This window comes from Streptomyces sp. NPDC055962, from assembly GCF_042270185.1.
In the GTDB taxonomy this organism is placed as follows: domain Bacteria; phylum Actinomycetota; class Actinomycetes; order Streptomycetales; family Streptomycetaceae; genus Streptomyces.
Map to the genome: position 1 here is coordinate 209,292 of NZ_JBHJYN010000009.1, position 26,089 is coordinate 235,380.

General features: G+C 68.6%; 26 protein-coding genes, 1 pseudogene and 1 riboswitch. Of the genes and pseudogenes, 13 read left to right on the plus strand and 14 right to left on the minus strand.

All coding sequences use genetic code 11. The features are described from left to right. The first annotated feature begins 164 nt into the window (after window positions 1-164). Window positions 165-989 (plus strand): hypothetical protein, encoded by an 825-nt coding sequence (locus ACFC51_RS25010; RefSeq protein WP_376530858.1) that lies wholly within the window; start codon window positions 165-167, stop codon window positions 987-989. Between the two features lie 209 nt (window positions 990-1,198). Here ACFC51_RS25010 and thiC read toward each other — a convergent pair whose 3' ends face one another. Beyond that, on the minus strand, window positions 1,199-3,001 hold the full coding sequence (gene thiC / locus ACFC51_RS25015) for a phosphomethylpyrimidine synthase ThiC (RefSeq protein ID WP_376368294.1): 1,803 nt from the start codon (window positions 2,999-3,001) through the stop codon (window positions 1,199-1,201). Then, window positions 2,994-3,126: riboswitch (TPP riboswitch) on the minus strand. Its footprint overlaps the gene before it by 8 nt. Before the next feature lie 70 nt (window positions 3,127-3,196). On the opposite strand from thiC, the gene ACFC51_RS25020 reads away from it, so the two are divergent. Continuing rightward, on the plus strand, window positions 3,197-4,552 hold the full coding sequence (locus ACFC51_RS25020; protein WP_376368292.1) for a YibE/F family protein: 1,356 nt from the start codon (window positions 3,197-3,199) through the stop codon (window positions 4,550-4,552). A 63-nt stretch (window positions 4,553-4,615) separates the two neighbouring features. On the opposite strand, the gene ACFC51_RS25025 is transcribed toward ACFC51_RS25020, so the two are convergent. From ACFC51_RS25025 to ACFC51_RS25040, 4 genes are all read right to left on the minus strand, one after another. Beyond that, window positions 4,616-5,053, minus strand: coding sequence for an SsgA family sporulation/cell division regulator (locus ACFC51_RS25025; protein ID WP_073750747.1), 438 nt, complete (start codon window positions 5,051-5,053; stop codon window positions 4,616-4,618). A 101-nt stretch (window positions 5,054-5,154) separates the two neighbouring features. Further along, the gene (locus ACFC51_RS25030; RefSeq protein ID WP_376368289.1) at window positions 5,155-5,922 is read right to left on the minus strand and encodes an IclR family transcriptional regulator; all 768 of its coding nucleotides are present in this window, start codon (window positions 5,920-5,922) and stop codon (window positions 5,155-5,157) included. A gap of 305 nt (window positions 5,923-6,227) precedes the next feature. Further along, complete coding sequence (locus ACFC51_RS25035) at window positions 6,228-6,437, minus strand: DUF5326 family protein (RefSeq protein ID WP_099173639.1); 210 nt, start codon at window positions 6,435-6,437, stop codon at window positions 6,228-6,230. 149 nt (window positions 6,438-6,586) lie between these two features. Beyond that, a complete protein-coding gene (locus ACFC51_RS25040; protein WP_376368287.1) occupies window positions 6,587-6,904 on the minus strand; it encodes a cupin domain-containing protein in 318 nt (105 codons plus the stop codon). 78 nt (window positions 6,905-6,982) lie between these two features. Between ACFC51_RS25040 and ACFC51_RS25045 the strand changes: the two genes are divergently transcribed. From ACFC51_RS25045 to ACFC51_RS25060, 4 genes are all read left to right on the plus strand, one after another. Beyond that, window positions 6,983-7,360 (plus strand): phage holin family protein, encoded by a 378-nt coding sequence (locus ACFC51_RS25045; RefSeq protein ID WP_376368285.1) that lies wholly within the window; start codon window positions 6,983-6,985, stop codon window positions 7,358-7,360. Window positions 7,361-7,422: 62 nt separating this feature from the next. After that, window positions 7,423-8,547 (plus strand): cystathionine gamma-lyase, encoded by a 1,125-nt coding sequence (locus tag ACFC51_RS25050; RefSeq protein WP_376368283.1) that lies wholly within the window; start codon window positions 7,423-7,425, stop codon window positions 8,545-8,547. Between the two features lie 273 nt (window positions 8,548-8,820). Beyond that, a complete protein-coding gene (locus ACFC51_RS25055; protein WP_376368281.1) occupies window positions 8,821-9,717 on the plus strand; it encodes a LysR family transcriptional regulator in 897 nt (298 codons plus the stop codon). A 52-nt stretch (window positions 9,718-9,769) separates the two neighbouring features. Then, a complete protein-coding gene (locus tag ACFC51_RS25060; RefSeq protein ID WP_376368279.1) occupies window positions 9,770-10,249 on the plus strand; it encodes an NUDIX domain-containing protein in 480 nt (159 codons plus the stop codon). 152 nt (window positions 10,250-10,401) lie between these two features. On the opposite strand, the gene ACFC51_RS25065 is transcribed toward ACFC51_RS25060, so the two are convergent. Then, on the minus strand, window positions 10,402-11,658 hold the full coding sequence (locus ACFC51_RS25065; protein ID WP_376530861.1) for an MFS transporter: 1,257 nt from the start codon (window positions 11,656-11,658) through the stop codon (window positions 10,402-10,404). A gap of 138 nt (window positions 11,659-11,796) precedes the next feature. Between ACFC51_RS25065 and ACFC51_RS25070 the strand changes: the two genes are divergently transcribed. Genes ACFC51_RS25070 through ACFC51_RS25080 form a run of 3 tightly spaced genes read left to right on the plus strand, consistent with a single transcriptional unit; the run spans window position 11,797 to window position 13,934 of the window. Beyond that, entirely contained in the window at window positions 11,797-12,255 is a 459-nt protein-coding gene (locus ACFC51_RS25070; RefSeq protein ID WP_376368275.1) for a MarR family winged helix-turn-helix transcriptional regulator, read from the plus strand. A 28-nt stretch (window positions 12,256-12,283) separates the two neighbouring features. Then, complete coding sequence (locus ACFC51_RS25075) at window positions 12,284-12,736, plus strand: GNAT family N-acetyltransferase (RefSeq protein ID WP_376530865.1); 453 nt, start codon at window positions 12,284-12,286, stop codon at window positions 12,734-12,736. Window positions 12,737-12,770: 34 nt separating this feature from the next. Beyond that, window positions 12,771-13,934 carry a winged helix DNA-binding domain-containing protein gene (locus ACFC51_RS25080; RefSeq protein WP_376530867.1) on the plus strand — a complete coding sequence of 388 codons (1,164 nt, stop codon included), beginning with the start codon at window positions 12,771-12,773 and terminating at the stop codon, window positions 13,932-13,934. 216 nt (window positions 13,935-14,150) lie between these two features. Here ACFC51_RS25080 and ACFC51_RS25085 read toward each other — a convergent pair whose 3' ends face one another. Both ACFC51_RS25085 and ACFC51_RS25090 read right to left on the minus strand, forming a co-directional pair. After that, entirely contained in the window at window positions 14,151-15,530 is a 1,380-nt protein-coding gene (locus ACFC51_RS25085; RefSeq protein WP_376368269.1) for a serine hydrolase domain-containing protein, read from the minus strand. A 124-nt stretch (window positions 15,531-15,654) separates the two neighbouring features. Then, entirely contained in the window at window positions 15,655-16,233 is a 579-nt protein-coding gene (locus tag ACFC51_RS25090) for a winged helix-turn-helix domain-containing protein (RefSeq protein WP_376368267.1), read from the minus strand. A gap of 98 nt (window positions 16,234-16,331) precedes the next feature. Here ACFC51_RS25090 and def point away from each other — a divergent pair, with 98 nt between their 5' ends. Continuing rightward, a complete protein-coding gene (gene def, locus ACFC51_RS25095; RefSeq protein WP_376530870.1) occupies window positions 16,332-16,994 on the plus strand; it encodes a peptide deformylase in 663 nt (220 codons plus the stop codon). Window positions 16,995-17,108: 114 nt separating this feature from the next. Here def and ACFC51_RS25100 read toward each other — a convergent pair whose 3' ends face one another. Continuing rightward, window positions 17,109-17,789 carry a TetR/AcrR family transcriptional regulator gene (locus ACFC51_RS25100; RefSeq protein ID WP_376368263.1) on the minus strand — a complete coding sequence of 227 codons (681 nt, stop codon included), beginning with the start codon at window positions 17,787-17,789 and terminating at the stop codon, window positions 17,109-17,111. Between the two features lie 73 nt (window positions 17,790-17,862). Between ACFC51_RS25100 and ACFC51_RS25105 the strand changes: the two genes are divergently transcribed. Further along, window positions 17,863-18,978: an FAD-dependent oxidoreductase gene (locus tag ACFC51_RS25105; RefSeq protein ID WP_376530873.1), complete on the plus strand. Its 1,116-nt coding sequence runs from the start codon at window positions 17,863-17,865 to the stop codon at window positions 18,976-18,978. Between the two features lie 164 nt (window positions 18,979-19,142). On the opposite strand, the pseudogene ACFC51_RS25110 reads toward ACFC51_RS25105, so the two are convergent. From ACFC51_RS25110 to ACFC51_RS25120, 3 genes and pseudogenes are all read right to left on the minus strand, one after another. Continuing rightward, window positions 19,143-19,538, minus strand: a pseudogene (locus ACFC51_RS25110) (hypothetical protein). 39 nt (window positions 19,539-19,577) lie between these two features. Further along, window positions 19,578-19,880 (minus strand): hypothetical protein, encoded by a 303-nt coding sequence (locus tag ACFC51_RS25115; protein WP_376530929.1) that lies wholly within the window; start codon window positions 19,878-19,880, stop codon window positions 19,578-19,580. Between the two features lie 58 nt (window positions 19,881-19,938). Continuing rightward, window positions 19,939-20,274: a hypothetical protein gene (locus ACFC51_RS25120; protein ID WP_078620210.1), complete on the minus strand. Its 336-nt coding sequence runs from the start codon at window positions 20,272-20,274 to the stop codon at window positions 19,939-19,941. A gap of 91 nt (window positions 20,275-20,365) precedes the next feature. Between ACFC51_RS25120 and ACFC51_RS25125 the strand changes: the two genes are divergently transcribed. Beyond that, window positions 20,366-21,160 (plus strand): DUF6193 family natural product biosynthesis protein, encoded by a 795-nt coding sequence (locus tag ACFC51_RS25125; RefSeq protein ID WP_376530876.1) that lies wholly within the window; start codon window positions 20,366-20,368, stop codon window positions 21,158-21,160. Here the strand turns inward: ACFC51_RS25125 and ACFC51_RS25130 are convergent. Then, complete coding sequence (locus ACFC51_RS25130; protein WP_376530879.1) at window positions 21,151-22,317, minus strand: LysR family transcriptional regulator; 1,167 nt, start codon at window positions 22,315-22,317, stop codon at window positions 21,151-21,153. The genes ACFC51_RS25125 and ACFC51_RS25130 overlap by 10 nt on opposite strands. 365 nt (window positions 22,318-22,682) lie before the next feature. After that, a complete protein-coding gene (dnaB, locus tag ACFC51_RS25135; RefSeq protein WP_376368253.1) occupies window positions 22,683-24,158 on the minus strand; it encodes a replicative DNA helicase in 1,476 nt (491 codons plus the stop codon). Window positions 24,159-24,615: 457 nt separating this feature from the next. Between dnaB and ACFC51_RS25140 the strand changes: the two genes are divergently transcribed. Then, window positions 24,616-25,953, plus strand: a complete 1,338-nt coding sequence (locus ACFC51_RS25140; RefSeq protein WP_376530882.1) for an MATE family efflux transporter — start codon at window positions 24,616-24,618, stop codon at window positions 25,951-25,953. The last annotated feature ends 136 nt before the right edge of the window (window positions 25,954-26,089 follow it).

Sequence of the window (26,089 nt, forward strand, 5' to 3'; positions counted from 1 at the left end):
GCTTCACGACCTGACAGCGTCGACGGCTGGGCCTATTTCCGGAAACCCCCTGTCACCCTGCGCCGTAGGCGCTCTACCATCGGCGTATCAGTAGCAGGCTCTCCTCCGTTTCCGCCCGATCGCCCGGCCCGCTCGGCCGGTCAGGCCCTACGGAGCATCGGGGGATGCAGATGAAAAGCGCTCCGCACCTGCTGGCCGAGGACCGCCCCGAGTACGAGCGGATCCTTGCCGACGCGCTGCGTCACGCCCACGAACGACCGGATCTGGACGGAGTCGGCGACCGTCTCAACACGGAACAGCTGCGGACGATGGCGCTCGACGCCACGCCTCTGATCACAGCGGCGGCCGCCACCGAGTACGACCACTACGTGAAGGTCCGCGGCGAGCTCCGCGGGCCGGAGCCCCAGGACGCCCAGGCGTCCGTCCTGGGAGAGGCCACGGACGAGTCCGACCCCACGGGGGCGGGGACCCTGGCGGTGATCGCCGTGCTGGCGCCGGTCCTCGCGGGTGCGGCCGCCCTGATATTCCTGCTGATCGGGTACCCGCTCAAGGCGCTCAGCCCCGCCCCGGCCTTCGCCGGGACCATGGTCGCCGCCGGCTGGTTCTTCGCGGCCGTCGCCGCCGCGGCCATCCTGGTCGCCGCGGTGGGACTCCTCGTCACGGCCCTGCGCAACGGCGCCACCGCGCTGCCGGCCGTGGACGAAGAGGAGGAACTGCCGGAGGACGTCGCGCGAGCCCGGGAGGCCTGGCGCCACGCCCTGCTGGAACGCGGCATCCTGCCCTTCCTCCGGGACGCCTTGGCCGACCCCACGGCCGGACCCGCGTCACGGACGCCCCACCGCTCGGTCAACCGGATCCCGAAGATCGGCTACAGCAGGCCCGACTTCTCCGGGCCGGAGGACGGCCCCTCGGCCGGCCCGCGGCCGACCTTCACCAGCCCCGACTTCACGAGCCCGGACTTCGGCGGCCCGGAGCACCAGCCGGAGTGATCCGGCCGGCCCCGGAGCACCAGCCGGAGTGATCCGGCCGGCCCCGGAGCACCAGCCGGAGTGATCCGGTCGGCCCCGGAGCACCGGCCGGAGTGATCGGGCCGGGCCCGGAGCGCCTGCTGCCGGAGGGGGATCCGGCCGGACCCGGTGCCGCCCCCGCCGTGGGGGCAGGGACGGCACCCCGCCCCCCGGGCGGCGTGGGGCCGGAGTCAGTCCGCGATCGGCAGATAGACCCGGTTGCCCGCCGCCGCGAACTCCCTGGACTTCTCTGCCATCCCCGCCTCGATCTCGTCCTGCCCGTCCCCGTGCTCCCGCCGGATGTCGTGGGAGATCTTCATCGAGCAGAACTTGGGACCGCACATCGAGCAGAAGTGCGCCGTCTTGGCCGGTTCGGCCGGCAGCGTCTCGTCATGGAACTCCCGCGCGGTGTCCGGGTCGAGCGCCAGGTTGAACTGGTCCTCCCAGCGGAACTCGAACCGGGCGTCGGACAGGGCGTCGTCCCACTCCTGTGCCCCCGGGTGCCCCTTGGCGAGGTCAGCCGCATGAGCGGCGATCTTGTACGTGATGACGCCGGTCTTCACGTCGTCCCGGTTCGGCAGCCCCAGGTGCTCCTTGGGCGTGACGTAGCAGAGCATCGCCGTCCCCCACCAGGCGATCATCGCGGCACCGATGCCCGAGGTGATGTGGTCGTACGCCGGAGCGACATCCGTGGTCAGCGGGCCCAGCGTGTAGAATGGCGCCTCCTCGCAGATCTCCTGCTGGAGGTCGATGTTCTCCTTGATCTTGTGCATCGGGACGTGCCCCGGGCCCTCGATCATCGTCTGGACACCGAACCGCTTGGCCACGGTGTTGAGCTCACCGAGCGTGCGGAGCTCGGCGAACTGCGCCTCGTCGTTCGCGTCGGCGATGGAGCCGGGACGCAGACCGTCGCCGAGCGAGTACGTCACGTCGTAGGCCGCGAGGATCTCGCAGAGCTCCTCGAAGTGCTCGTACAGGAACGACTCCTTGTGGTGCGCCAGGCACCAGGCCGCCATGATGGACCCCCCGCGCGAGACGATGCCGGTCTTCCGACGGGCCGTGAGCGGTACGTACGGCAGCCGGACACCGGCGTGCACGGTCATGTAGTCGACGCCCTGCTCGGCCTGTTCGATGACGGTGTCCTTGTAGATCTCCCACGTCAGCTCCTCGGCGCGGCCGTCGACCTTCTCGAGTGCCTGGTAGAGGGGGACGGTGCCGATCGGAACGGGGGAGTTGCGCAGGACCCACTCGCGGGTGGTGTGGATGTTGCGGCCCGTGGACAGGTCCATGACCGTGTCGGCACCCCACTGGGTGGCCCAGGTCATCTTGTCCACCTCCTCCTCGATGGAGGAAGTGACCGCGGAGTTACCGATGTTGGCGTTGACCTTCACCAGGAAGCGCTTGCCGATGATCATCGGCTCGATCTCCGGGTGGTTCACGTTGGCCGGAAGGACCGCCCGGCCCGCGGCGATCTCCTCGCGCACGACCTCGGGTTCGACGTTCTCCCGGATCGCGACGTACTCCATCTCCGGGGTGATCTCGCCCCGGCGGGCGTACGCCAGCTGCGTGACCGGCCGGCCGTCGCGGCTGCGCCGGGGCTGCCGGGGGCGGCCGGGGAAGACCGCGTCGAGGTTGCGCAGGCCGCCGCGCGGGGAGGTGTGTTTGAGCCCGTCGTCCTCGGGGCGCGCGGGGCGGCCCGCGTACTCCTCGGTGTCCCCGCGGGCGATGATCCAGTTCTCCCGGAGCGGGGCGAGCCCGCGCCGGACATCGGTGTCGGTGGTGGGGTCGGTGTACGGCCCGGACGTGTCGTACAGCGTCACGTCCTTGCCGTTGGTGAGGTGCACCTGACGGACCGGCACACGGAGGTCCGGGCGCGAGCCCTGGACGTATCCCTTGTGCCAGCCGATGGACTTCCCGGCCTCGTCGTCCTTCACATCCTGCGCATTCCGCGCATTCTGCGTCGAGACAGGCGTGCTTGCGTCCGCTGTGGTCATGAGACCTACTCCCTACGCCGGCATTACCCGGTAACAGGTTCGGCGGTCGGCGCAGCTGTCCCGTACGGATGTACGGAGGTTAGCGCCCTCTCAGCCCGGTGCTCCGAGCTCCCGCGTGTGCAAAGTGCCTCCACGCTAACCTCCTTTCTGGCGTGCTGGCCAGAGGGCCTTGCCCGTTCTTGGGATGATCGCGGGGTGACGTCCCCCGGAAACGCCCCCGAACCCCACGGCTCCGCATCAGGCAGCACGCAGAGCCATGCACACGGACACACCCACAGCCACGGTCCCGCGGCGCCCGTGTCCAAGCACCTGCGCAAGGTCATCGCGGCCGTGGTGATCCCCTTCGCCACCGCCGTCCTGGTCGGCCTCGTGGCCTTCTGGCCAGGGGGAGCGCCCGCCCACGAACGCACCGGCGTGGGGTTCGACCGGCAGACCCAGGACGGCCGTGTGACGAAGGTGGTCCCGGTCGACTGCGCGGACGTCAACGCCTCACAGGTGCCGCCCACCGGCGACACCTCCACCCCCTCGGGGCGGGAGGCCGTCAACGAGCAGACGGGGCAGTGCAAGAAGGCCACGGTCGAGGTCACGACCGGTGAGGACGAGGGCCGTACGTTCGTCGAGGTCATCCAGCCCGACGCGCCGAGGCAACTGCACGAGGGCCAGGGGGTGGTCGTGGCGTACGCGCCGGACGCACCCCGCGACCTCCAGTACTCGGTGACCGATGTGGACCGCACGGTGCCGATGGCGCTGCTCGCCGGGATCTTCGCCGTCGCGGTGGTCGTGGTGGGCAGGCTGCGTGGGCTGATGGCGCTGATCGCGCTGGCGGTCTCGTTCGGCGTGCTGACCCTTTTCATCCTTCCGGCGATCCTGCAGGGATCGAATCCGCTGGTCGTCGCCGTGATCGGGGCGAGCGCCATCATGCTGATCGCCCTCTACACCTGCCACGGCCTGACGGCCCGCACCTCGGTGGCCGTGATCGGCACGCTCATCTCGCTGCTGCTGATCGGGCTGCTGGGATCCCTGTTCATCGGCTGGGCCAGCCTGTCCGGCAACACGGACGACAACACCGGCCTCATCCACGGGCTGTACCCGGACATCGACATGAGCGGCCTGCTCCTGGCCGGTGTGATCATCGGATCGCTCGGTGTGCTCGACGACGTGACCGTCACCCAGACGTCGGCGGTCTGGGAACTGCACCAGGCCGACCCGACCATGGGTGTGCGGGGGCTCTACCGGGCGGGCATCCGGATCGGGCGCGACCACATCGCCTCGGTCGTCAACACCCTCGTGCTCGCCTACGCGGGCGCGGCACTCCCGCTGCTGCTGCTCTTCTCCATCGCGCAGAGCAGCGTGGGCACCGTGGCCAACAGCGAACTGGTCGCGGAGGAGATCGTCCGCACCCTGGTCGGGTCGATCGGGCTGGTCGCCTCGGTGCCGGTGACGACGGTGCTCGCGGCCCTGGTGGTCTCCGCGGACCGCACGGGGCTCGGCGCGGAAGCCGGAGCTCCTGCACCCGCACGGACCGGGAGGGGCCGACGCCGCAAGGTGTGAACCGGGGCACCGGACACATGCCCCCGGGCCGCCGGTGTTCGATGTTCAGCCGGATCTTCCTGCTCAGCCGGCGTTCTGTTCCTTGGCCAGGATGCGGCCCAGCGCCTCTTCCAGATTGCCGTCGAAGTCACCCAGCGTGTGCTCCTGCCCCAGCGGCACCAGCTTGTCCGTCCGGTCGAGGAATGCCACAAGAGGTGCCGTGCCGGCCCTGAACAGCGCACGGTCCGCCCCGACCTGAAGACGGATGTGTACATCCGACAGCCCCTCGGGCTCGGTCGGGCCGATGTGCACATCGCCGTCGCCGCTGGGACTGTTGAGACCGTCGAGCAGCAACTCGCGGCCGAATGCCCAGGTGACGGGGGCGTCTCCCGGCAGGTGGAAGGTCATCCGGATCGCGTACGGATCACTGACCTCGTACCGGAGCTCCACCGGGATACGGAAGGAGAGCTCCTCGGAGACGAGGAAGCTCATCATGACCTCTGCTTGAACCGACTCGCGCATCGTTCAACCCCGCAGTAGATGAATCTGGCCAGGAATGATCCCCCATGGCCCTATTGACGCCATCGTGGTGCACGCGATAGCAGATCACAAGGAGTGATTTTTCAGATACTGATAGAGAACACGAACGAGCGCAAGAGAGTGGTCACTTCACAGCGTAGTTGTTCGACTGCGGGGAGCAACCGTTCTTCTTGGTGCAGGGGGAGAGAAACAGCCATCGCCGCCACGGCGGAACCGACAGTGATCGGAATGGCCGCGCAGACCGTCCCCATGGCGTACTCCTGGCGCTCGACGACCGGTTCCGTGCGCTTCATCGATCTCAGTCGGCTCAGCAGCGCCTGACGGTCCCTCACGGAGTAACGCGTCAGGGGACGGACGGGATACCGGTCCAGGTGATCCTCACGCGCCCGCTCGTCGAGCTGTCCCAGGAGGCACTGACCGAGGGCGTGGGCGTGGCCCGTCTCACGGAACGAGGCCCACTCGTGCACCGCGGGAACGGCGGGGGTGTCCGCGACGGCGACCATCTCGATCTCGCCGTCCTTGTACAGGGCGCAGTACACGGGGGCCCCGATGACGTCCGCCCAGTGCGCGAGCGAGTCGACGATCACCCCCGGACGCGGGGTCGCCGGGCCGCCGCTCAGCCGTTGGGCCGCCGCACCGAACAGGAAGACGCCGTTCTCCCGGCGCAGATAGCCCTCGTGGGTCAGCGTCCGCAGCAGGTGGTAGGCGGTGGGGAGGGGAAGGCCCGCTTCCCGCGCGAGCTGTTTGGCAGGCGCCCCGTCCCGATGGGTGCCCACAGCCTCCATGAGTCTCAACGCGCGCTGAACCGAACCGATCAACGTCGGGACAGCGGTGCTCGATGCCGTGGTCACAGGTCACCCCCAGGCATGGTGACGGGCTGTCAGCCCTCCCGCGGAGGCCGCCCCCACGGGCGCCGCGAGCCTGGGGTCCGGAGACCGGACGGTCGCACAAACCACTGGGCAGGATGGTGACGGACCGTCATTTCCCAGCTGGCGGCAGCGGTACGCCACTGTATCGGCGCATACGGCCAGGAGAGAGGTTTCGTCCTGGACTTAGCTCAGCTGGGCTAATCGCAGGAGGGCCGCACGCCACCCGACCCGTCACTGTCCGTCACGAAACCGCTGGCTGCTCCGAGCCGGCATCCGCCCCGTCGCACCTACCAGTCGCTGCGCTCGGACGAGGACATGAACTTCCGCACGACGAAGATCAGGCCGCCCACGAGGACGACGAAGACCAGCGCCTTGAAGAGGAGGCCGATCACGAACCCGACCACGCTGGCGATCAGCCCGCCGAACACCACGATCGCGATGAGAGGCACCGCGACCCACTTCACCCACCAGGGCATCCCCGCGAAAATCTCCCGCACCGCCATCGCCGCTACCTCGTCTCTCTGAGTTCCTTGCTCCGATGCTAGAGGCGCGGGGGTGGTGTACGAGGGCCCGGGATCCCCTGAACTCCCCTGAACGATCCCCTAGGGAACCCCGGGCCGGCGGGGAGAATCCCCGGGGAGGCGGCTCAGCCCTCCGGCGGGGAGAAGACCACCATGACCCGGAGGTCCTCGGTGACGTGGTGGAACTTGTGGGCCGTCCCGGCGGGTACGTAGACGACGCTCCCCCGGCCCACCTGCGTGGTCTCCGTGCCGACCGTGATCGAGGCCCGCCCGCTGACGACGAAGTAGACCTCGTCCTGTCCGTGCGGCTGCTGGGGATCGAGCGCTCCGGCGTCCAGGGCGTACAGGCCTACGGACATGGTGCGTTCCCGGATGAACTGCAGATAGGCCCCGTCGTTGGCAGCCCTCTCCGCCTCCAGCTCGTCCAGTCTGAATGCCTTCATCGTCCGTCCGCCCCTCGCATATGTGCAGCCCTGTTTCGACGGTGTCCGCCATCGATCATGTCTGCCACGATCAGACACATGAAGAATTTCGTAGTCAAGACGATCGCCAACGCAGGTGCGCTGGCCGTAGCCATCTGGTTGCTCAACGACATCACGCTGACCGGTGACAACACCGGGCGCAAGGTGCTCACCCTGATCCTGGTGGCCTTGCTGTTCGGCCTGGTGAACTTCGTCGTCAAGCCTGTCGTGAAGCTCCTCACGCTGCCCCTGTTCATCCTGACGCTCGGGCTGATCACTCTCGTCGTGAACGCCCTGATGCTGATGCTCACCTCGTGGCTGGCGGGTGTCGTCGATCTGAACTTCCATGTCGACGGCTTCTGGACCGCGGTTCTGGGCGGCCTGATCATCTCGGTCGTGTCCTGGGCGCTCAACGTGGTCCTCCCCGACGAGGACTGATCCGCGCCGGCCACACCGTGCGGCACGGACCACTGAACCACCGGCGGGACGAGGAGACGAGCATGAGCAGCACGGGTGACGGGACACGGGCCGTACGAGCAGGACTGCCCGAACCGGAGCAGTACGGGCCCGCTCTTCCCGGTCCGGTCTTCGCCGCGCACTTCCATCTGTCCGGCGATCCGGTCGGCCCCTATACCTACGGCCGGGACACGAATCCGACCTGGACCCGCCTGGAGCGCGCCATCGGCGAGCTGGAGGCACCGGGGGAGGAGGTCGGGACCACGGTCTTCGCCTCCGGGATGGCCGCCGTCTCGGCCGTGCTGCTGTCGCAGGCGCGCACCGGCGACAGCGTGGTCCTGCCGGACGACGGGTATCAGGCGCTCCCCCTCGTACGGGAGCAGCTGGAGGCGTACGGGGTCGAGGTGCGGACCGCACCGACCGGCGGCGATGCCCAGCTGGAGCTCCTCGACGGGGCGAAGCTGCTGTGGATCGAGACGCCGTCCAACCCCGGTCTCGACGTCTGTGATGTGCGCAGGCTCGTCGAAGCCGCGCACGACGCGGACGTACTGGTCGCGGTCGACAACACCCTGGCCACCCCTCTCGGCCAGCGTCCCCTCGGCCTGGGGGCGGACTTCTCCGTCGCCAGCGACACCAAGGGCCTGACCGGGCATGGGGACATCCTGCTCGGCCATGTGACGTGCCGGGATCCGGAGCTCACCGCGGGGGTACGGCGCTGGCGCAAGGTGGCCGGCGCGATTCCGGGACCCATGGAGACCTGGCTCGCCCACCGTTCGCTGGCGACGCTGCAGTTGCGGATCGACCGCCAGTGCGCGACCGCGTCGCTGCTCGCCGAGGCCTTGGCCGAGCGCGCGGACGTGACGGGCCTGCGCTACCCGGGGCGGCACGGCGACCCCTCGTACCCCGTCGCCGTGCGCCAGATGCGGCGCTTCGGCTCCGTCGTGGCGTTCGTGCTGGCGGACAGGGAGACCGCTGAGCGCTTCCTCGCGTCCCTGCGGTTGGTGGACAACGCGACCAGCTTCGGCGGGCTGCGCTCCACCGCCGAGCGCCGGGCGCGCTGGGGCGGGGACGCCGTACCGGAGGGCTTCATCAGGTTCTCGGTCGGCGCCGAGGACCCGGAGGACCTGCTGGCGGACGTGGAACGTGCGCTGGACGAGGCGGCTCGCTGATCCGCGGCTTCCGGGTCCTGGCAGGACCGGTCCGGGACGGGCGTCCCCGTCCACCGGACCGGTCCCGCTCGGGACGGGCGGTCCGAGCCTCCCCCCTCGTGGCTCGGACCACCCCGGTTCCTGCGCCGAGAACCTCCCGGACAAGGCTAGTTGACTGTGCGTCAGTGTCCAATCACCGTAACGACAGCTTCCTATCGACATATTTATAGTTGAGCGGTTGCGTCCGGCGGTGCGGCACGGGCGCAGCGTCACGCCGAGGGGAGGGGGCGGACCATGGACCTGGCCCTGCTGCGCACGTTCGTCACGGTGCACCGCGCCGGATCCTTCACCCGTGCCGCCGCACTGCTGGGACTGTCCCAGCCCGCCGTCACCTCGCAGATACGCGCACTGGAGCGGCAGCTGGGCCGCCCGCTCTTCCTGCGCAGGGCCCGCGGGGTGACCCCCACCACGGTGGGAGACGAGTTGGCCCACCGGGCGGCCCCGCATCTCGACGCCTTGGTCGACATCGTCGAGGTGGGACTCGACGACACGTCGGGGGTGCGGACACTGCACCTGGCCGGGCCCCCCGAGTTCACCTCGGTGCGGGCGCTTCCCGCCCTCAGCCCGCTGGTCTCCCAAGGGCTCGCGCTCCGCAGCACCTTCGTCGCGAACGCCGAGGGCACGCTGGAGGGGCTGGCGGCAGGCCACCATGATCTGGCCCTCACCACGGCCCGCCCGCGCGGTGGTCTGCTGACGTCGACCCCCCTCTGCGACGAGGAGCACGTCCTGATCGCGGCCCCGCGCTGGGCGGGGCGTCTGGGGCCCGGGGTCCTGCGGCACAAGGGCTCCGTACTGCTGGAGCAGCTGCCGGTGGTCGAGGTGCACGAGAGCCTCCCCCTGGTCTCGCGCTACTGGGCGACGGTGTTCGACAGCCTCCCCGCCGCCTCCGCAGCCGTGATCGCCCCGGACCTCCGAGCGGTGCTGGAGTCCGCGGCGGCGGGCGCCGGCCTCGCCGTGCTGCCGCGCTATCTCTGCGAAAGCGCCCTGGAGCGGGGTGAAGTCGTGGCGCTGCTGGACCCTCCTGTACCACCGCTCCGCACGTACTTCCTCGTCGCGAGGACCGGCACACTCGGCCTGCCGCACATTGCGCGGGCGCACGAGTTGCTGGTGCGTGCTGCTGTGGACTGGTGACCGGTCGGCCCGCAGGAGTTTCAGATCGGCTCTCCCGGGCCACGCTCTTGCCATGACCGAACGCCCCGTGGTCAAGCGCACCGCCCGCGCCGTCCTGCTCGACGGCGATGACCTCATCCTGATCAAGCGCACCAAGCCGGGTGTCGACCCGTACTGGGTCACGCCCGGTGGCGGGGTCGAGCCGGAGGACGCGACCGTCGTCGACGCGCTGCACCGCGAGGTCGACGAGGAGCTCGGCGCCAAGGTCGTGGACGTGGTGCCCTGCTTCGTCGACACGGTCGAACACATCGCCGGCGGCGGCGTCAAAGGCGTGAAGGTGCAGCACTTCTTCGTCTGCCGGCTGGCGTCGATGGACCTGTCACGTCGACACGGACCGGAGATCGACGAGCCCTGTGGGGAGTACGAGGTCGTCCGGGTGCCGTTCAGTCGCGTGGGAATCGCGGCTGTTCATCTCGTACCCCTGTCACTGCGGCACTACCTTGACGGCAACATCGAGGGTGTACGGGCGATGCATGCGCCGGACCTGGGCTGATGCCCCGGTGTTTCACGTGAAACACCTCGGGCGGCCACGCGTGCCGTGAGCACAGGAGGCGACCGGCCCGCGGTGCCGCCGACCGCCCCACGTTCATCTTCCGCAGCGTCTCGCCGTCGATTCCTCGGTGACCGCAGCCATGGATCCCCCCGTCACCGCTCCGTCGACACGGCTGCCGCGGCAACCGATTCATCGGAGCCGGAGCCGGCATCCGCGCCTGCATCAGGCTCCGGAACGTGTGCGGACACCAGCCGGCCATGGGAGACCGTCCGACGCTCGAGCGCCCCGGAGAGCACCGCCAGGACCAGCGCCGCCCCTGCGAGCACCGCGCCGACCCAGTTGGGTGCGGTATAGCCGAAACCGGCCGCGATGACGATCCCACCGAGCCACGCCGAGAGCGCGTTGCCGAGGTTGAAGGCTCCGATGTTGACGGCCGAGGCCAAGGTGGGTGCCCCTGCCGCCTGGTCGAGCACCCGCTTCTGCAGTGGCGGTACGGTCGCGAAACCGAGGGCCCCGATGAGGGCGATGGTCACCGCGGCAGCGATCTTGTTGTGCGCGGTCAGGGTGAACAGGGCAAGGACCACGGCAAGCGCGCCGAGCGAGACGTACAGCATGGGCATCAGATGACGGTCCGCGAACCTCCCGCCGAGCAGATTGCCGCCGACCATGCCCAGGCCGAAGAGGACGAGCAGCCAGGTGACGGACGATGTCGCGTAGCCGGCGGTCTCCGTCATCATCGGAGTGATGTAGGTGATGGCCGCGAAGACACCGCCGAAGCCCAGCACCGTCATCGCCATCGCGAGCAGCACCTGGACGTTGCGGAACGCCGCCAGCTCATGACGGATCCGCACGCCATGGGGCTTCGGCTGCTCGGGGACGAGCTTGGCCACACCGAGGAGGCCCAGGACACCGAGTCCCGCGACCACGAAGAACGTCACGCGCCATCCGAGGTTCTGGCCGATGAAGGTTCCCAGCGGAACCCCGACGACGTTGGCGACGGTGAGCCCGGTGAACATCATGGCGATGGCGCCGGCCTTCTTCTCCGGAGCGACCAGGCCTGCGGCAACGACTGACCCGATGCCGAAGAAGGCTCCGTGGGCCAGTGACGCGATCACCCGCCCGGCGAGCATCACGCCGAAGACAGGGGCAAGCGCGGACACCACGTTCCCCACGATGAACAGCCCCATCAGGAGCATCAGCATCCGCTTCCTGGTCACCTTGGTACCCAGGACGGTCATGAGCGGAGCGCCGAGGACCACGCCCAGGGCATAGCCCGTGACCAGGAACCCGGCGGTCGGGATCGACACGTGGAAGTCCGCGGCAACGTCGGGGAGCAACCCCATGATCACGAACTCGGTGGTTCCGATACCGAATGCCCCGATGGCGAGGGCGAGGAGCGCGAGCGGCATGGGTACACCTTCCCTGGAGATTGCGTCTGCGCCTTACAGGCGTACACAATAATTGCAGACGCCTATTAATCGCAAGCGCGGGCTATTGCGGACGTGCCCTACCCTGGAGGCAAGCAGCTCCCGCACGGAGGAGAGACCATGACAGCGACAGACCCCGCACTGACGGCCCTCGCCCAGAGCTGGTGCGCCCTCTCCCTGCTCCACGGGAAGATCGAAGCCCGCATCGAGCGGGCCCTGCAGTCGCACCACGGCCTCAGCGCGCGTGAGTTCTCCCTGCTCGACGTCCTGAGCCGACAGCACAGCGGTACGGGCGGGCACCTGCAGATGAAGCAGGTCGCTGACGCCGTGGTGCTGAGCCAGAGCGCCACCACGCGGCTGGTCACCCGACTCGAGGACCGTGGACTGCTCACGCGGTACCTGTGCGACACCGACCGGCGGGGCATCTACACGGACGTCACGGAAGCGGGCCTCACGCTGCTGGGCGAAGCGAGGCCGACCAACGACACGGCGCTCCGCGCCGCGCTCGACGAGGCCGCCGAGAACCCGGAGCTCGCCCCGCTGGTCCGGACGGTCGAGGCACTGAAGGTTCCGGCCTGACCCGGCGGGTTTGCGTAGTCTGCCGATCATGAGCGATCTCGACATACGTCCCGCAACACTCTCCGACATCCCCGCCGTCGTGGCCATGCTCGCCGACGACCCGCTGGGTGCGCAGCGCGAGTCCCCGGACGACCTCGGTCCGTATCACGCGGCCTTCCGGCAGCTTGCCGACGACCCTCATCAGCATCTGGTCGTGGCTGTGCGCGAGGCTCGCGTCGTGGGCACCCTCCAGCTCACCATCATTCCCGGGCTGTCCCGCCGCGGCGCGACCCGCTCCCTCATCGAGGGCGTGCGCGTACACGCCGATGAGCGCGGTGGGGGTCTCGGCACCCAGCTGATCCAGTGGGCGGTCGACGAATCCAGGCGTCAGAACTGCCAGTTGGTCGAGCTCACATCGGACGCCACCCGCACCGACGCCCACCGCTTCTACGAGCGACTCGGCTTCACCGCAAGCCACGTCGGGTTCAAACTCGCTCTCTGAGACATAGGGTCCCGGCAGAGTTCCGGGAGGTTTCATGTACCGCATCGACGACGACCAGCGAAGGGCCAGACTCGGCCGCCGGCACCTGCTGGCCCCTTCCGCGCGTGCGGAGTCCGTCGTAACGGTGGCGGACGCGGTTGTCGCCCTGCACTCGACCGACGCCGCCACCGTCCATCTCTCCGCCTGCGCACGGCTGTCCCACCCCGGGGTCGAGACGGTGGAACGCGCGCTCTACGAGGACGTGTCGCTGGTCCGGCTGCTGTCCATGCGGAACACCCTGTTCACCGTCTCCAGGGCTGTCGCCCCCTCCGTCGACGCGTCGAACGCACGGCCCGTCGCAGCCAAGGAGCGCAGCAAGCTCCTCAAGCATCTCCGGGAGGACGGCAACGGCCTGGACGAGCGATGGCTCGCCGATGCCGAACAGCAGACACTCGCCGTGCTGACCGCTCGGGGGCGTGCCTCGGGGAGCGAGCTCGCGGCTGCCGTACTTGCTCTACGCACCAGGATCACTGTCTTTCCCGGCACGAAGCAGGAGACGGTGCAGGGAGTCGCCTCCCGAGTGATCCGCGTCATGGCGGCGGATGGGCTCATCCGGCGCGACCGCCCCCGGGGGTCCTGGACCTCCAGCCAGTTCCGCTGGACGGCTGCGGAACCCTGGCCGGCGTCGGACCCCGCCGAGGCGCGGGCGGAGGTCGCGCGGCGGTGGCTCCTCTCCTACGGCCCCGGGACCGAGGCCGACCTGAAGTGGTGGACAGGCTGGGGGCTGCGGGACACGCGCGCGGCCCTGGCATCCGTCGGCGCCGAGGAGGTCCTGCTCGACAACGGGGCTGTCGCCCTGGTCGCCCCCGGAGACCTTGCCGCCGAACCGCCCCCGGAGCCCTGGGCGGCCCTGCTGCCCGGCCTGGACCCGAGCGGGATGGGCTGGGCCGACCGGGACTTCCAGTTGCCCGCCGGCCATCGTGCCGCGCTCTTCGACCGCGCCGGAAACATCGGACCGACCGTCTGGTGGAACGGCGGGATCGTGGGCGGCTGGGCGCAGCGCGGTGACGGCGAACTCGTCTGGCGGCTGCTCTCCGACGTGGGCCGGGACGCCTCACAGCTCATCGAGGCGGAAGCATCCCGGCTGGCCGCCTGGGTGGGCGCGGCGCGCATCACCCCCCGCTTCCGCACGCCTCTGGAACGCGAACTGTCGGCCTGATCCGTCCTCCCTCCGGGCGTGGGGGAGGACGCGCCCTGTTCGGCGTTCCACGTTGCGTGCTCACGCTCGCGCGCTTCGGCTCGTCGCTCGCATCAGCGCCTCGCGCGCTTCGGCTCGTCGCTCGCGTCGGCGCCTCGCGCGCTTCGGCTCGTCGCTCGCGTTGACGCCTCGCGCGTAGGCACCTGCTGTTTCACGTGAAACGCCGCTCAGCTCTCCTCAGAGGGCGAGCCCTCGCCAGCCGTCCTGGTCCACACCGCCAGGAATGGCCGCACCACGGTCGTACGGCTCACGGGTGAAGACGAACGATCCCAGATCGAGGTGGTCCACCGTGCCATTACCGGCACGCACGACCCGGAGCGTCTCCCCCGCGTAGTAACCGTCACGACCTGTCCAGGTCCCGTCAGGGCACGCCCGGAACCGGGCCGCACGGCCGGCACCCCGCAGCGGCTGCAACTCGATTCCTCCGCCCGCCGGCGCCTTGAGGGCATACACCTGCGTGCCCCAGTACCAGATCCCGGTGAGCGCCAGCACTTCCTCGTCGATCTCGGGCAGTGGGCGCCAGGGGGCCGGGATCCGCGGCTCCGCGTCGGCGACGATCTGCACGAGGTCCGCCGCGACCGTACCGACCAGGGGGCCGGACGTCGCGTTCGAGAGCACCACGGCCGCCACGTCGTCCTCGATGCTGAACCAGAGCGTGGCCAAGAAGCCCGGTAGCGAACCCGTGTGCCCCAGGAGCGTGCGGTCACCGCGTCGCACGACTTGGAGGCCGAGGCCATAGGTGCCGGCCCAGTCTCCCGCCTCGGTGGGAGCGGCCGGGCCACGCATCTCCTCGACCGAGGAGGCGCACAGCACACGCTCGTCACCCCGAGCCAGGAAGGCCGCGAAGCGGAGCAGGTCGGTGGTCGTCGACCAGAGTTGCCCCGCAGGCGCCATCAGTCCGAGGTCCTCGGCGGGCTCGGGCAGCATGACGTCCGCCCATGGGTGAACGGCCCAGCCCCCCGCGTGCGGTGCTTGTGCCTCGGGAGTCGTACGGTCCAGCCCCAGAGGTTCCAGGATCTCGCGGCGCAGCACGTCGGCCCAGGCATCGCCGCGCAGTCGTTCGACCAGTGACCCGAGCAGCGTGTAGCCCGGGTTGGAGTAATGATGCCGCTGGCCGGCCGAGTGGATCTGCGGACTCTCGCCGAGCACATCCGCCAGTTCCGGGCGGGTGCCACCCGGCGTCCTCTCCCACCACGGTGCGGGCGTCTCGGCCCGCAGGCCCCCGCTGTGGCCCAGCAGTTGGAAAACGGTCAGGTGACCCGCGTCCGTACCGGGCAGGTGCTTCTCCAGCGGGTCGTCCAGATCGAGCAGCCCCTCGTCCCGCAGGCGCATCACCAGCACGGCGGTGAACGTCTTGGTAAGTGAGCCGATCCGGAACTGCGTGTCGCCGTCGGGCTCGTGGCCGTCCACACAACTGCGCGCCCCGCTCCAGGCGATCCGTCCCTCCCGCTGGACAGCGGCGACCAGGGAGGGCGTCCGCCCCTCGGCCTGCGCGGTGGCGACACGGTGCAGCAGAGAACGGCGGGTGGTGGGAAGCAGAGGTTCGTCAGAGGTCATACCCAAGAATGACCCGCGCGTCCTCGGCCTGACGAACTCATTACGCAGCGCAGGGAAGCAGGGGGCCCTAGGTCTCGGCTTCCGGCCACGGGATCCAAGTCGGGCCTCACCGGCCGGTCATGTCTCACCCCTCGTCCGCATCGCCTGCCGCGTGGGGAAGCAGAGGGAAGAGCCGGGTGATGAGCGCAACGGGCCGAGCGCCGTCAGGCCGGGCCAAGGGGCGTTGCTCACGGTCCTGGTAGGGGGCGAGCGCCCGGCGGATCACACCCGCGACCCGGTGCATCTCCTCGGGCGTCAGGTAGGTGACGGCGCTGAAGGCCTCGTCCTGGCGCCATCCGGACGGTGCATCGTCCCGCCGGGCCAGCCATCGCTGCCAGCTCTCGTCCTCCAGCCCTCGGGCCATGTCACCGAACTGCTCGTCCGAGTCAGCGTGGACCGGGGAGCCGGGCTGCTTCAGACGCCAAGGGCGCGCGCGGCCCCCGCTGCGCGGAGCTTCTTCGATGTGTCCGTGGCGTGCGAGCTGCCGCAGGTGGAACGAGCAGAGGCCGGAGCTGTAGCCCAGCCGGGAGGCGGCTTCGGTCGCCGTGACGGCGCCGACTTCGGCAAGCAGACCCAGCAGGGCTGTGCGGACCTCATGCTCACGCAGCGCTTCGCCTGTACCGCGTGCCAGGTCGTTCGGAACATCGAAGTCATCTTCAGTCACTTTGCAAAGTCTGCTACTTTGCAAAGCTCTTGGCAACCTGCCGCATCCGGCCGCGGTGTCGACCGGGACCCGCGGCGTGCGCACAACGGGAGACCACCATGTCCGTCCATCACGAACGAACTCGTCCCGTCGACCGCCGAGTTCGTCTGCAAGGACGCCCCACCGACTCCTTCCCTGCTCGGGCACCCGAGGCCGAACGGGGTGCGGTGCGCCGGATCACGGTGGTGGGAGAGGACGTCCTGAACCGACCCTGCCAGGAGGTGAAGGATCTCGGCTCCCCTGAACTGTCGAGCCTGATCGACGACATGTTCCTCACGATGTACGTCGCCGAGGGTGCCGGCCTGGCCGCCAACCAAGTCGGCGTCGACCTGCGACTTTTCGTGTACGACTGCCTGGACGACCACGGGATCAGGCACGTCGGCCACATCATCGACCCGGTCCTGGAGCTGCCCGGCCCGGGTGACCGACGGCTGGTCGACGACGTCGAGGGCTGCCTGTCCGTGCCCGGTGCGTCCATGGTGGTCCCCCGGACCGATCGAGCCGTCGTCCGTGGGCTCGACAAGGACGGCAGTCCGCTCGTCGTCGAGGGGACAGGTTACTTCGCCCGGTGCCTGCAGCACGAGACCGATCACGTCCTCGGCCACACGTACCTCGACCGGCTTTCCGGGCGGGACCGCAGGAACGCGCTGCAGCAGATGGAGGAGAACCGTGAGGACGTCTTCGCGCGACGCGCCGCCAAGGCCGCCGGGCTCGGGCGCTGAAGGCGCTGAGGGGTCTGTGGACACGGCTCCGAAAGGGAGCGCAGGGCCTCAGATCTCATTGAATGCACCAATCGGCCCCTGTGAGCGGTGGCGGACAGGTCCATCTGCCACGCGTCACCCGGAGATGCGGGCCTCGATGCCGTCGAGCACGAAGTCGAGGCCGGTCCGGAAGGTGTGGTCCGCATCGTGGTGGGCGGCGTCGCGGACCACGGTGGCCAGGGCGGGGAACCGGCCGGTGGCAAAGGTCCGCTCCAGATAGGGCCCGAGCGCTGCCTGCCAGCGCTTCTCGTCCATACCGGTGGCCCGCTCGGCACGCCGGTCGGCGACCTCCCGCCGCACCGCGCCCACCACGTACGCGTTGACCGCGGCGACCACCGGCATGACGTCGTCCACGTCGACGCCGTCCAGTGCGGCGAGCACCGTCTCCCCGCCGGCCAGCGCGTGCGGTCCGAGCTGGGGACGGCCACCCAGCAGATCGGCGAGCCACTCGTGCTCGTGAACGGCGTGCCGTGTCACCTCGGCAAGGGACCGGAGAACCTCCCGCCAGCCGTCTCCGACCGGCCTGATCTCGGCATGGGCGGCGTCGACCATCAGGTCGAGCAGTTCCTCCTTGCTCGCAATGTAGCCGTACAGCCGCATCGGACGGACGTCCAGCTCGGCGGCCACCTTGCGCAGTGACACTGCGTCCAGGCCGTCCGCATCGGCCAGCCGGATCGCCACGCGCACGATCCGCTCCCGGCTCAACGGCGCAGGCACAGGTCGATTCGGCGGCTCGGGCCTCTCCCACACCAACATGCGGCCACAGTACACCGGACGAATCGATACAGTGTCTCGATCCATTCGGCGTATCGGAGGAGGGGGCTCATCCATGACCATTGCGATCGTCGGGGCCGGCCTGGGCGGTTTGACCCTGGCCCGGGTCCTGCATGTGCACGGCGTCGAAGCCGTCGTGTACGAACGTGAAGCGTCACGTGACGCACGTGCCCAGGGCGGCATGCTCGACATCCACACCGGCCAGCAGGCGTTGCGCGAGGCAGGCCTGACCGACCGGTTCCACGAGATCGCCCGGGGCGAAGGCCAGGACATGCGCCTTCTCGAACCGGACGGCACGCTGCTGCTCCAGGAGGACACGCCCGACGACGCCCCACTGGCGCGGCCCGAGGTCGACCGCTCCGATCTGCGCGACCTGCTCCTGGATTCCCTCCCCGACGCCATGGTGCGCTGGGGACACGCATGCACATCCGCCGACAGGGGCCTGCTGCACTTCGCCGACGGCGGCAGCGCGCCGTACGACCTGCTGGTCGGCGCGGACGGCGCCCACTCCCGGGTCCGCACACTGCTCACCGCTGCCCGTCCGGTGCACACGGGCCACAACGTGGTCGAGCTCGGCATTCCCGATGCCGACCGCACCCACCCCGACCTCGCGGCGATGGTCGGGCGCGGCAACTACTGGGTACTCGGCGGTGGCATCTCCCTTGCGGCGCAGCGCAACGGCGACGGCCGCGTTCGCATCGGCCTCAGCTTCTACAACACCGCCGAGGACTGGTTCGCCACCAGCGGGATCCCGTTCCACGACCCGGCCGCCGCCCGGACGCGGCTGATCGAGCTCCTCCCCGGATGGGACTCACGGATCACCGCACTCATCGCGGCATGCGACGACGCGGTCGTGCCACGGCCGATCACCACTCTCCCGGCCGGCCTGACCTGGCCGTCCGTCCCGGGTGTCACCCTGGTCGGCGATGCCGCGCACCTGATGCCACCCGTGGGAGAGGGCGCCAACATGGCGCTTCTCGACGGCGCCCTGCTCGCTCTCGCGCTGGCCGCACACCCGGACGACTTCCTCGCCGCCGTCACGGAGTACGAACGCGAGATGTTCGAGCGCACCGGCGCTGCCGCCAGGATGTCCGCGACCATGCAGGAGGTGCTGATGTCACCGGACGCCGGCAGGAGAATGCTCGAGTTCTTCCAGCCCGACGGGGTCTGAACGAAGGGGTCTCAGAGCCCGTCGGGGGGCGTGTAGGTTCTCACTTTCGGTGTCAGGCGCCGACGCTCTGAGCTGGACGTTCCTCTTCAGTCTCACGCCGTGTCGGCCGCCGGCTGTCTCAGATCGGTGTCATTTCCTCAGACTGCCCAGCCGGCTGCCAGACCTCATGAACCTGCATCGGCGGCCGTCCGTTCCATCCACTCCCGCACCTTCACTGCTTGCTCGATGCGGTTGACGATGTCCTTCTTGGACGCCGTGTCCAAGGTCTCCGGGATCTTGTCGAAGGTGTCGGGAAGGACGTCGAGGAGACCCCAGATCTGCTCGCCGGTGCTGACGGTCAGCAGTTGCTGGCACTACCACTGCAGCGGCACTTCGGGACGGTGCGTGAGCCGCTGCACGAAGGTCGGGAACAGGTAGTGCGTCGCTTCTGCGGCGAGGTGCTCTCGTAGCCAGTAGACCGGGAGCCGCTGGCTGAAGCCATGTATAGCGGCCTCCTGGGCCAGGTCCAGGAGCTGAGCGGTGTCGACGGCTCGGACGGTGCGGCGAAGGGGCGGGGTGATGTCGCGATGATGCCAAGAAGCCAGTGCGGCGCCGAGAGGTCAGCTGGGCAGGGATGCGATCTGCTGACGGGCAGGGCCCCAGACATCCTCGAACTCCTCGAAGGTGAGTTGTTCGGGTTCGTGGCCTTCCCATTCCGAGACGGGCAGCTCGGCGGTGATCCCGAATCTGCTGTCGTAGTCACCGAGGCGGCCTGCGTCGCGGGCCCGCTGCCACTCGGCGAGGGAAGCAGCTGCGATCGGGATCAGCTCAGGCCCTTCGAGTTCGACCTGCCGGATCACCCAGCCTTCGGCGTCGACCTCGAAGTAGAACCAGATGTCTTCCTCGTCCCAGTAGCAGCGCATCCATGTGGTCACCAGGCCATGATGCCGGGCCAGATGCGCCGCCCTACTCCGCTCTATCTCATGACTGGGCGATGAATCCTGCGGATCGGTCGAGCTGGAATGGAGAACCGACCCGGGTTGGATCCCAGCCTTGATCCCGTGCCTCTCGAATGCTGGCAGCAACGTGAGCCGGACGAATGGGCTCCGTCTCGACGCCCACCCAGTTGCTGGGATGGGCCTGACCGCTGGTGACGATCAAGGTCGTGCCCGGCTGGCTGCCGCTGGCCGCTTCAACCGCATAGGTCATCGGTGTCCAGCAGAGTCCCTGCATGTAGGAGGGCTTCCTGCGGATCCGCCAGCGGTACTCGATCCCGTCAACGGTTATGCGCCGGGAACCCTTCTTGTTCAGCGCCATCTTCCCTCCTCAGCTGTCGGACTGTAGCGCCGTGCGACAGGTCCGTCTCCTGGGGTGGCCATTTGCTCAGCGCTAACGGCAGACTCCAGCGGTGACCTTCACCTCCCCGCGCCCCGCTCGACACGAACCGACTCCAGCCGACCCTGATCTCTATCCGGATCTCGCGGCTGCTGGCAGTCTGGCCGCGGCCCTGGCACTGGCTGCCGCCAAGCAGGGACTCGACCTGGGTGTGGTGCTGAGCAACGATTCGGACCCGCTGCGGACAGCCGGCGTCACCAGCACAGTCCCTGGCCGGGAGCCCTGCTGGATCTTCATCGGGTCGGAGACCCGCTGGTTCAACGTCAATGGCCCGTGCCAAGGGGTTCAGCTGCTCTCGGGATCGACTTCCGATCTGGGCGAGCTGGCCCGAGCTGCGGCAGGTTGGCGTGACGGGGCCAGGCTCCGTGAGATCCAGGGTGATGCTTCCTTCATCGAGTTGAGCGAGTTGGCCGAAGCGCATGAACGCGGTCCGGCCGAGGCAGTCACCGTTCAGTGGCGACTTCTCTTGGAAGGCTTGCACCAGGACGCCGATCGACTCGACCTCGCCCGCCAGACATTGGCGCTCGCCGAGGCTGCGTCCGCCGAACCGAAGCTGCGGCAGTTGTATCCGTTCACCAGCCACTGGTCGCTGCACTTCACGACCTGCACCGGCTTCCCGTACTCATGGGACGTGCCGTTCATCGATCCGCTGAGCGACGGTCGATATCGCGTCTGCGGTCCTTCTCGTGGAACGGTCATCGGTGAAGGCGACACCGCTGCAGCAGCCATCTCCACGGTGGTGGGGGCGCTTCCGGCAAACTGCGGGCCTGCTGTCGCAGGCACTGCAAACGATCAGCGTCAGAGCTGACTCGCGATCTGACCCTGCATGGTGCTGATGGCCGCGATGACCTTCTCGCCTAAGGGAGTCAGTTTCATGGCCCGGCCGCGTTCCGCGCGTTCAAGCAGTGCCTTTCCGAGGTCCCGTTCGAGGCGGTTGATCTGGATCACCAGGGCCGACTGGTGGATGCCGAGATCTTGGGCTGCTTCAGTGAGGGTGGGATAGGACTGGGCTGCCAGGAATCGCGCGAGTCGTTGCCGCGCGTACGGGCCAGTGAGGGCTTTGCGGAGGATGACGGGAAGAGCCTCGGCTTCGTCGGCGGTGCGGAAAACGGTCTGGTGGCTCGCACCGCCGCGTGGCCGGAGGGGGATGCTGTGGGTGTGGGCCCAGCGGGCCATGGTCGCGGTGCTCATGCCCGCTTCTCGGGCGAGGTCCGGCAGGGTCCGGCGGCGGTGGACGTACTGCTCGATGAGCCAGCCGTTCTTGACCGGGCTGTCGTAGGGGCTGCGGACACCCGGCTCGGGCAGGCCGGGGCCGCTGTAGCGGAGGCGGCCGATCTCGACCCCGTAGTGCTGGACCGTGCGCCACTTCGTCTGGAGAAACTCGAAGGCGAGATCGCGATCCCGGGGAACCTCGATGTAGCCGGCGCGGGCCATGCCGTGCTCGAACATCTTCGCCGGGGACATCCGCAGACCCGGCAGGCCCGGATCGACCAGACTGGAGTGCGGCCTGCAGTGATAGACCGCCGCGGTCCACTCCCGGATGATCGCCTCAAGCTCGTCGAGGAAGAAGAAGGCGTCGTCCTCCGGGCTCTCGCCCCGCGAGTAGATGTCGGGCCCCTTGTAGCCGGGCAGCACCTGCAGCAGTCGCTCCCGCAGCGTCCGGAAGTAGCGTTCGACCGGCCCCTTGTCGCGGCCCGTCCGCAGCCGGGCCGACTGGATGGAGATGCCCATCCGTCGGCAGACGCTGGTCAGATGCTCCGAGACGTAGCCGTTGCCGTGGTCGGCAACCACCGGTACCTGCTCGGTGAGGAGGAGATAGTCCGGAATGTGCCAACGGGCCTTCCCCTCCAACACCGTCTTCAGCAAGAAGGGCTGGGCCACGATGCCACGTACGGCCGGATCGAAATCGGCGAAGAGCAACCGCGACAGCTCCAGTCGCGACTCGTAGATCACGTGATCGCGCATCGTCGCCGACCAGTAAGTGCCTGAGTAGTGCTTCTGGCCCTTGTGCCAGCGGAACGTCCGCTACGGACAAGCCGAGTGCAGGAAGTCGGCAGGCACCGTACGCCAGTCTCGGTCCTCTACGAGAGCACCGCGTTGATGACGGATACTCACCGTCGCAGCGACGTCCACCGCACCCCCAGCCCACGAGTGACTGCCCGTGTAGCCAAGGTGTCAGCGTTCGCTCCCCGCATGGAGAGGTCGCCCCTTACGTCACCCGGAAGAGTGAGCGCTCCGAGCTGCGAGTCTCATGATGGCTGCATAAATGCCATCCATATGCAGCTGGCGCTGAGACTATGAAGCGGGATTTGAGACCCTACAGGGCGCCATCAGGTCTGAGCCATGTCCACGAAGCGGGAGTAGTGGCCCTGGAACGCCACGGTGATCGTCGCCGTCGGTCCGTTACGGTGCTTGGCCACGATCAGGTCGGCCTCGCCGGCGCGCGGCGACTCCTTCTCGTACGCGTCCTCGCGGTGCAGCAGGATCACCATGTCGGCGTCCTGCTCGATGGAACCGGACTCACGCAGGTCGGAGACCATCGGCTTCTTGTCCGTGCGCTGTTCGGGACCACGGTTCAGCTGGGACAGGGCGATGACGGGCAGCTCCAGCTCCTTGGCCAGGAGCTTGAGGTTTCGGGACATGTCCGAGACCTCCTGCTGACGGCTCTCGGCACGCTTGGCCCCGCCGGACTGCATCAGCTGCAGATAGTCGATGACCACGAGCTTGAGGTCGTTGCGCTGCTTGAGGCGACGGCACTTCGCACGGATCTCCATCATCGAGAGGTTCGGCGAATCGTCGATGTAGAGCGGAGCAGCCGAGACGTCCGGCATCCGGCGGGCGAGCCTCGTCCAGTCCTCGTCGGTCATGGTGCCGGAGCGCATGTGGTGAAGGGCCACCCGGGCCTCGGCGGAGAGGAGGCGCATCGCGATCTCGTTGCGTCCCATTTCCAGGGAGAAGATCACGCTCGGCAGGTTGCTCTTGATCGAGCAGGCACGGGCGAAGTCCAGGGCGAGAGTCGATTTACCCATGGCGGGACGGGCTGCGATGACGATCATCTGGCCGGGATGCAGTCCGTTGGTCAGGGAGTCGAGGTCCGTGAATCCCGTCGGCACGCCGGTCATCTCCCCGCTGCGGGAGCCGATGGCCTCGATCTCGTCGAGAGCACCCTCCATGATGTCGCCGAGCGGGAGGTAGTCCTCGCTGGTGCGCTGCTCCGTGACGGCGTAGATCTCGGCCTGCGCGGAGTTGACGATCTCGTCGACGTCGCCGTCGGCGGCATATCCCATCTGTGTGATCTTCGTGCCGGCCTCGACGAGACGCCGCAGCACCGCACGCTCGTGGACGATCTCCGCGTAGTAGGACGCGTTGGCCGCGGTCGGCACGGACTGGACCAGCGTGTGCAGATACGGAGCTCCGCCGACCTTGGTGATCTCGCCACGCTTGACCAGTTCGGCCGCCACCGTGATCGGGTCGGCCGGCTCACCCTTGGCGTACAGGTCGAGGATCGCCGTATAGACGGTCTCGTGGGCCGGACGGTAGAAGTCGTGGCCCTTGATGATCTCCACGACGTCGGCGATGGCGTCCTTGGAGAGCAGCATGCCGCCCAGGACGGACTGCTCGGCGTCGAGATCCTGCGGAGGCACTCGCTCGAAGCCGGAGGAGGGGCCGTCCCAGCTGCTCTCCCTGCCACGCTCGTGCTGCTCGTCACGCCCCTTGCCCTCTCCGCGGCGCTGACGGGAGACGGGCAGACGGTCGCTGGGACCGACATCGGCCCAGGGGTCGTCCAAAGGCTCGGGAATGCTCACCGGGCCACCTCCTCCCGTCCGCTTCGCGGACCTAGCCGTGCCACTCTTTCTTACGGCACGGCACCGACAAACAAGACGCCCGACTCCGGTTCCGGCGCGTCAAGTTCTGCGGACTTCCAAGCCGGAACGGAGTGCGGGCGCCGCACCACGGTAGGCCGCTCCGCACCGTCAGCCAATCTGGTTATCCACAGGGCATGTGGATGACGGACCAGATGCTGTGGAGAACCCGTCGGATCCTGTGCACGGACCGGGGGACAGTACTGTGGACAAACTCATACGGGCCCATGAAAGGGCCCCCTGAGCTGGACTTTCTCAATCCACGGCCTGTGGGGGAGAAAAACTTTTGCCCTCAGCCCAAGATCACCGCAATCACCTTCCCGCCCCACTCGGGATCCAGGGCAAGGTAAGGACCTCAGACACATTGCGTCTCTTACCTGTGGAAGATTAGATTGACCCCATGACCCAGGCGCCCACGGCTCAGCCGCCATCCCGTCGTCGGCACGACCGCGAGATCATCGCACTGGCTGTCCCGGCCTTCGGAGCGCTCGTTGCCGAGCCTCTCTTCGTCATGGTCGACAGCGCCATCGTCGGGCACCTCGGCACTCCACAACTGGCCGGCCTGGCGGTCGCCGCGGCACTACTGACGACTGCGGTGAGCATCTTCGTCTTTCTCGCCTACGCGACCACAGCCGCCGTCGCCCGCCAGGTCGGCGCCGGAGATCTGGCGTCCGCCATCCGCCAGGGAATGGACGGCATCTGGCTCGCCCTGCTGATCGGTGCTGCCGTCATCGCCGTGACGCTCCCCCTCGCGCCATGGCTGGTCGAGATCTTCGGGGCTTCCGATACCGCGACCCCGTACGCCATCACGTATCTGCGGATCTCAAGCCTCGGCATCCCCGCGATGCTGGTGGTACTCGCGGCCACAGGTGTACTGCGCGGACTGCAGGACACCCGGACTCCGCTCTACGTCGCCATCGGTGGATTCGCAGCCAACGGCGCCCTCAACGTCGGGCTCGTCTACGGGGCCGGCATGGGCATCGCAGGATCCGCATGGGGCACGGTCATCGCGCAGATGGGCATGGCGATCGCCTATCTCGTCGTCGTCGTCCGTGGAGCCCATCGGCATGGAGCATCTCTGCGCCCCGACGCCAAGGGCATCAGGGCGAGCGCCCAGGCAGGCGTCCCCTTGCTCATCCGTACGCTCTCCCTGAGAGCGGTCCTGATGATCGCGACTGCCGTCGCCGCCCGTCTGGGCGACACAGATATCGCCGCCCACCAGATCATCCTGTCCCTGTGGAGCCTGACGGCCTTCGCCCTCGACGCGATCGCCATCGCCGGACAAGCCATCATCGGCCGCTATCTGGGCGCGAACGATGTGAAGGGCGCTCGCGAAGCCTGCCGTCGGATGGTGCAGTGGGGGATCGTCTCCGGGGTGGTTCTCGGCGCGCTCATCGTGCTCGCCAGGCCGCTCTTCGTCCCGCTGTTCACCAGCGACACCTCCGTACAGGACACCCTGCTGCCCGCGCTCCTGGTCGTCGCGCTCTCCCAGCCGGTCTCCGGTGTGGTCTTCGTGCTCGACGGGGTCCTGATGGGCGCCGGAGACGGCCGCTACCTCGCCTGGGCCATGGTCCTGACCTTGGCCATCTTCGCCCCGGCCGCTCTCCTGGTCCCCCACCTCGGCGGAGGTCTCACCGCCCTCTGGGGAGCGATGACGCTGATGATGGCTGTCCGGCTGATGACTCTGTGGGTGCGTACGAGGTCCGGCCGGTGGATCGTGACGGGAGCCACGCGCTGAAGCACGAGCCTCCGGCCTTCACGTGAAACGAGGCGGCTCCGGTTTCATGTGAATCCGGAGCCTCCTGTTTCACGTGAAACGACGAAGGGCCGCACCCAAGGGGTGCGGCCCTTCACCTAGCTCTGCTGAGCTGTGC

Coding starts and splice junctions, on each gene's coding strand:
- ACFC51_RS25120 (WP_078620210.1), bottom strand. CDS start 20,274: ATGGCGCTGAACAAGAAGGGTTCCCGGCGCATAACCGTTGACGGGATC.
- ACFC51_RS25075 (WP_376530865.1), top strand. CDS start 12,284: ATGAGCGATCTCGACATACGTCCCGCAACACTCTCCGACATCCCCGCC.
- ACFC51_RS25025 (WP_073750747.1), bottom strand. CDS start 5,053: ATGCGCGAGTCGGTTCAAGCAGAGGTCATGATGAGCTTCCTCGTCTCC.
- ACFC51_RS25045 (WP_376368285.1), top strand. CDS start 6,983: ATGAAGAATTTCGTAGTCAAGACGATCGCCAACGCAGGTGCGCTGGCC.
- ACFC51_RS25055 (WP_376368281.1), top strand. CDS start 8,821: ATGGACCTGGCCCTGCTGCGCACGTTCGTCACGGTGCACCGCGCCGGA.
- ACFC51_RS25085 (WP_376368269.1), bottom strand. CDS start 15,530: ATGACCTCTGACGAACCTCTGCTTCCCACCACCCGCCGTTCTCTGCTG.
- thiC (WP_376368294.1), bottom strand. CDS start 3,001: ATGACCACAGCGGACGCAAGCACGCCTGTCTCGACGCAGAATGCGCGG.
- ACFC51_RS25010 (WP_376530858.1), top strand. CDS start 165: ATGCAGATGAAAAGCGCTCCGCACCTGCTGGCCGAGGACCGCCCCGAG.
- ACFC51_RS25050 (WP_376368283.1), top strand. CDS start 7,423: ATGAGCAGCACGGGTGACGGGACACGGGCCGTACGAGCAGGACTGCCC.
- ACFC51_RS25140 (WP_376530882.1), top strand. CDS start 24,616: ATGACCCAGGCGCCCACGGCTCAGCCGCCATCCCGTCGTCGGCACGAC.
- ACFC51_RS25060 (WP_376368279.1), top strand. CDS start 9,770: ATGACCGAACGCCCCGTGGTCAAGCGCACCGCCCGCGCCGTCCTGCTC.
- ACFC51_RS25100 (WP_376368263.1), bottom strand. CDS start 17,789: ATGTTGGTGTGGGAGAGGCCCGAGCCGCCGAATCGACCTGTGCCTGCG.
- ACFC51_RS25115 (WP_376530929.1), bottom strand. CDS start 19,880: ATGCGCTGCTACTGGGACGAGGAAGACATCTGGTTCTACTTCGAGGTC.
- ACFC51_RS25080 (WP_376530867.1), top strand. CDS start 12,771: ATGTACCGCATCGACGACGACCAGCGAAGGGCCAGACTCGGCCGCCGG.
- ACFC51_RS25070 (WP_376368275.1), top strand. CDS start 11,797: ATGACAGCGACAGACCCCGCACTGACGGCCCTCGCCCAGAGCTGGTGC.
- ACFC51_RS25065 (WP_376530861.1), bottom strand. CDS start 11,658: ATGCCGCTCGCGCTCCTCGCCCTCGCCATCGGGGCATTCGGTATCGGA.
- ACFC51_RS25130 (WP_376530879.1), bottom strand. CDS start 22,317: ATGCGCGATCACGTGATCTACGAGTCGCGACTGGAGCTGTCGCGGTTG.
- ACFC51_RS25105 (WP_376530873.1), top strand. CDS start 17,863: ATGACCATTGCGATCGTCGGGGCCGGCCTGGGCGGTTTGACCCTGGCC.
- def (WP_376530870.1), top strand. CDS start 16,332: ATGTCCGTCCATCACGAACGAACTCGTCCCGTCGACCGCCGAGTTCGT.
- ACFC51_RS25040 (WP_376368287.1), bottom strand. CDS start 6,904: ATGAAGGCATTCAGACTGGACGAGCTGGAGGCGGAGAGGGCTGCCAAC.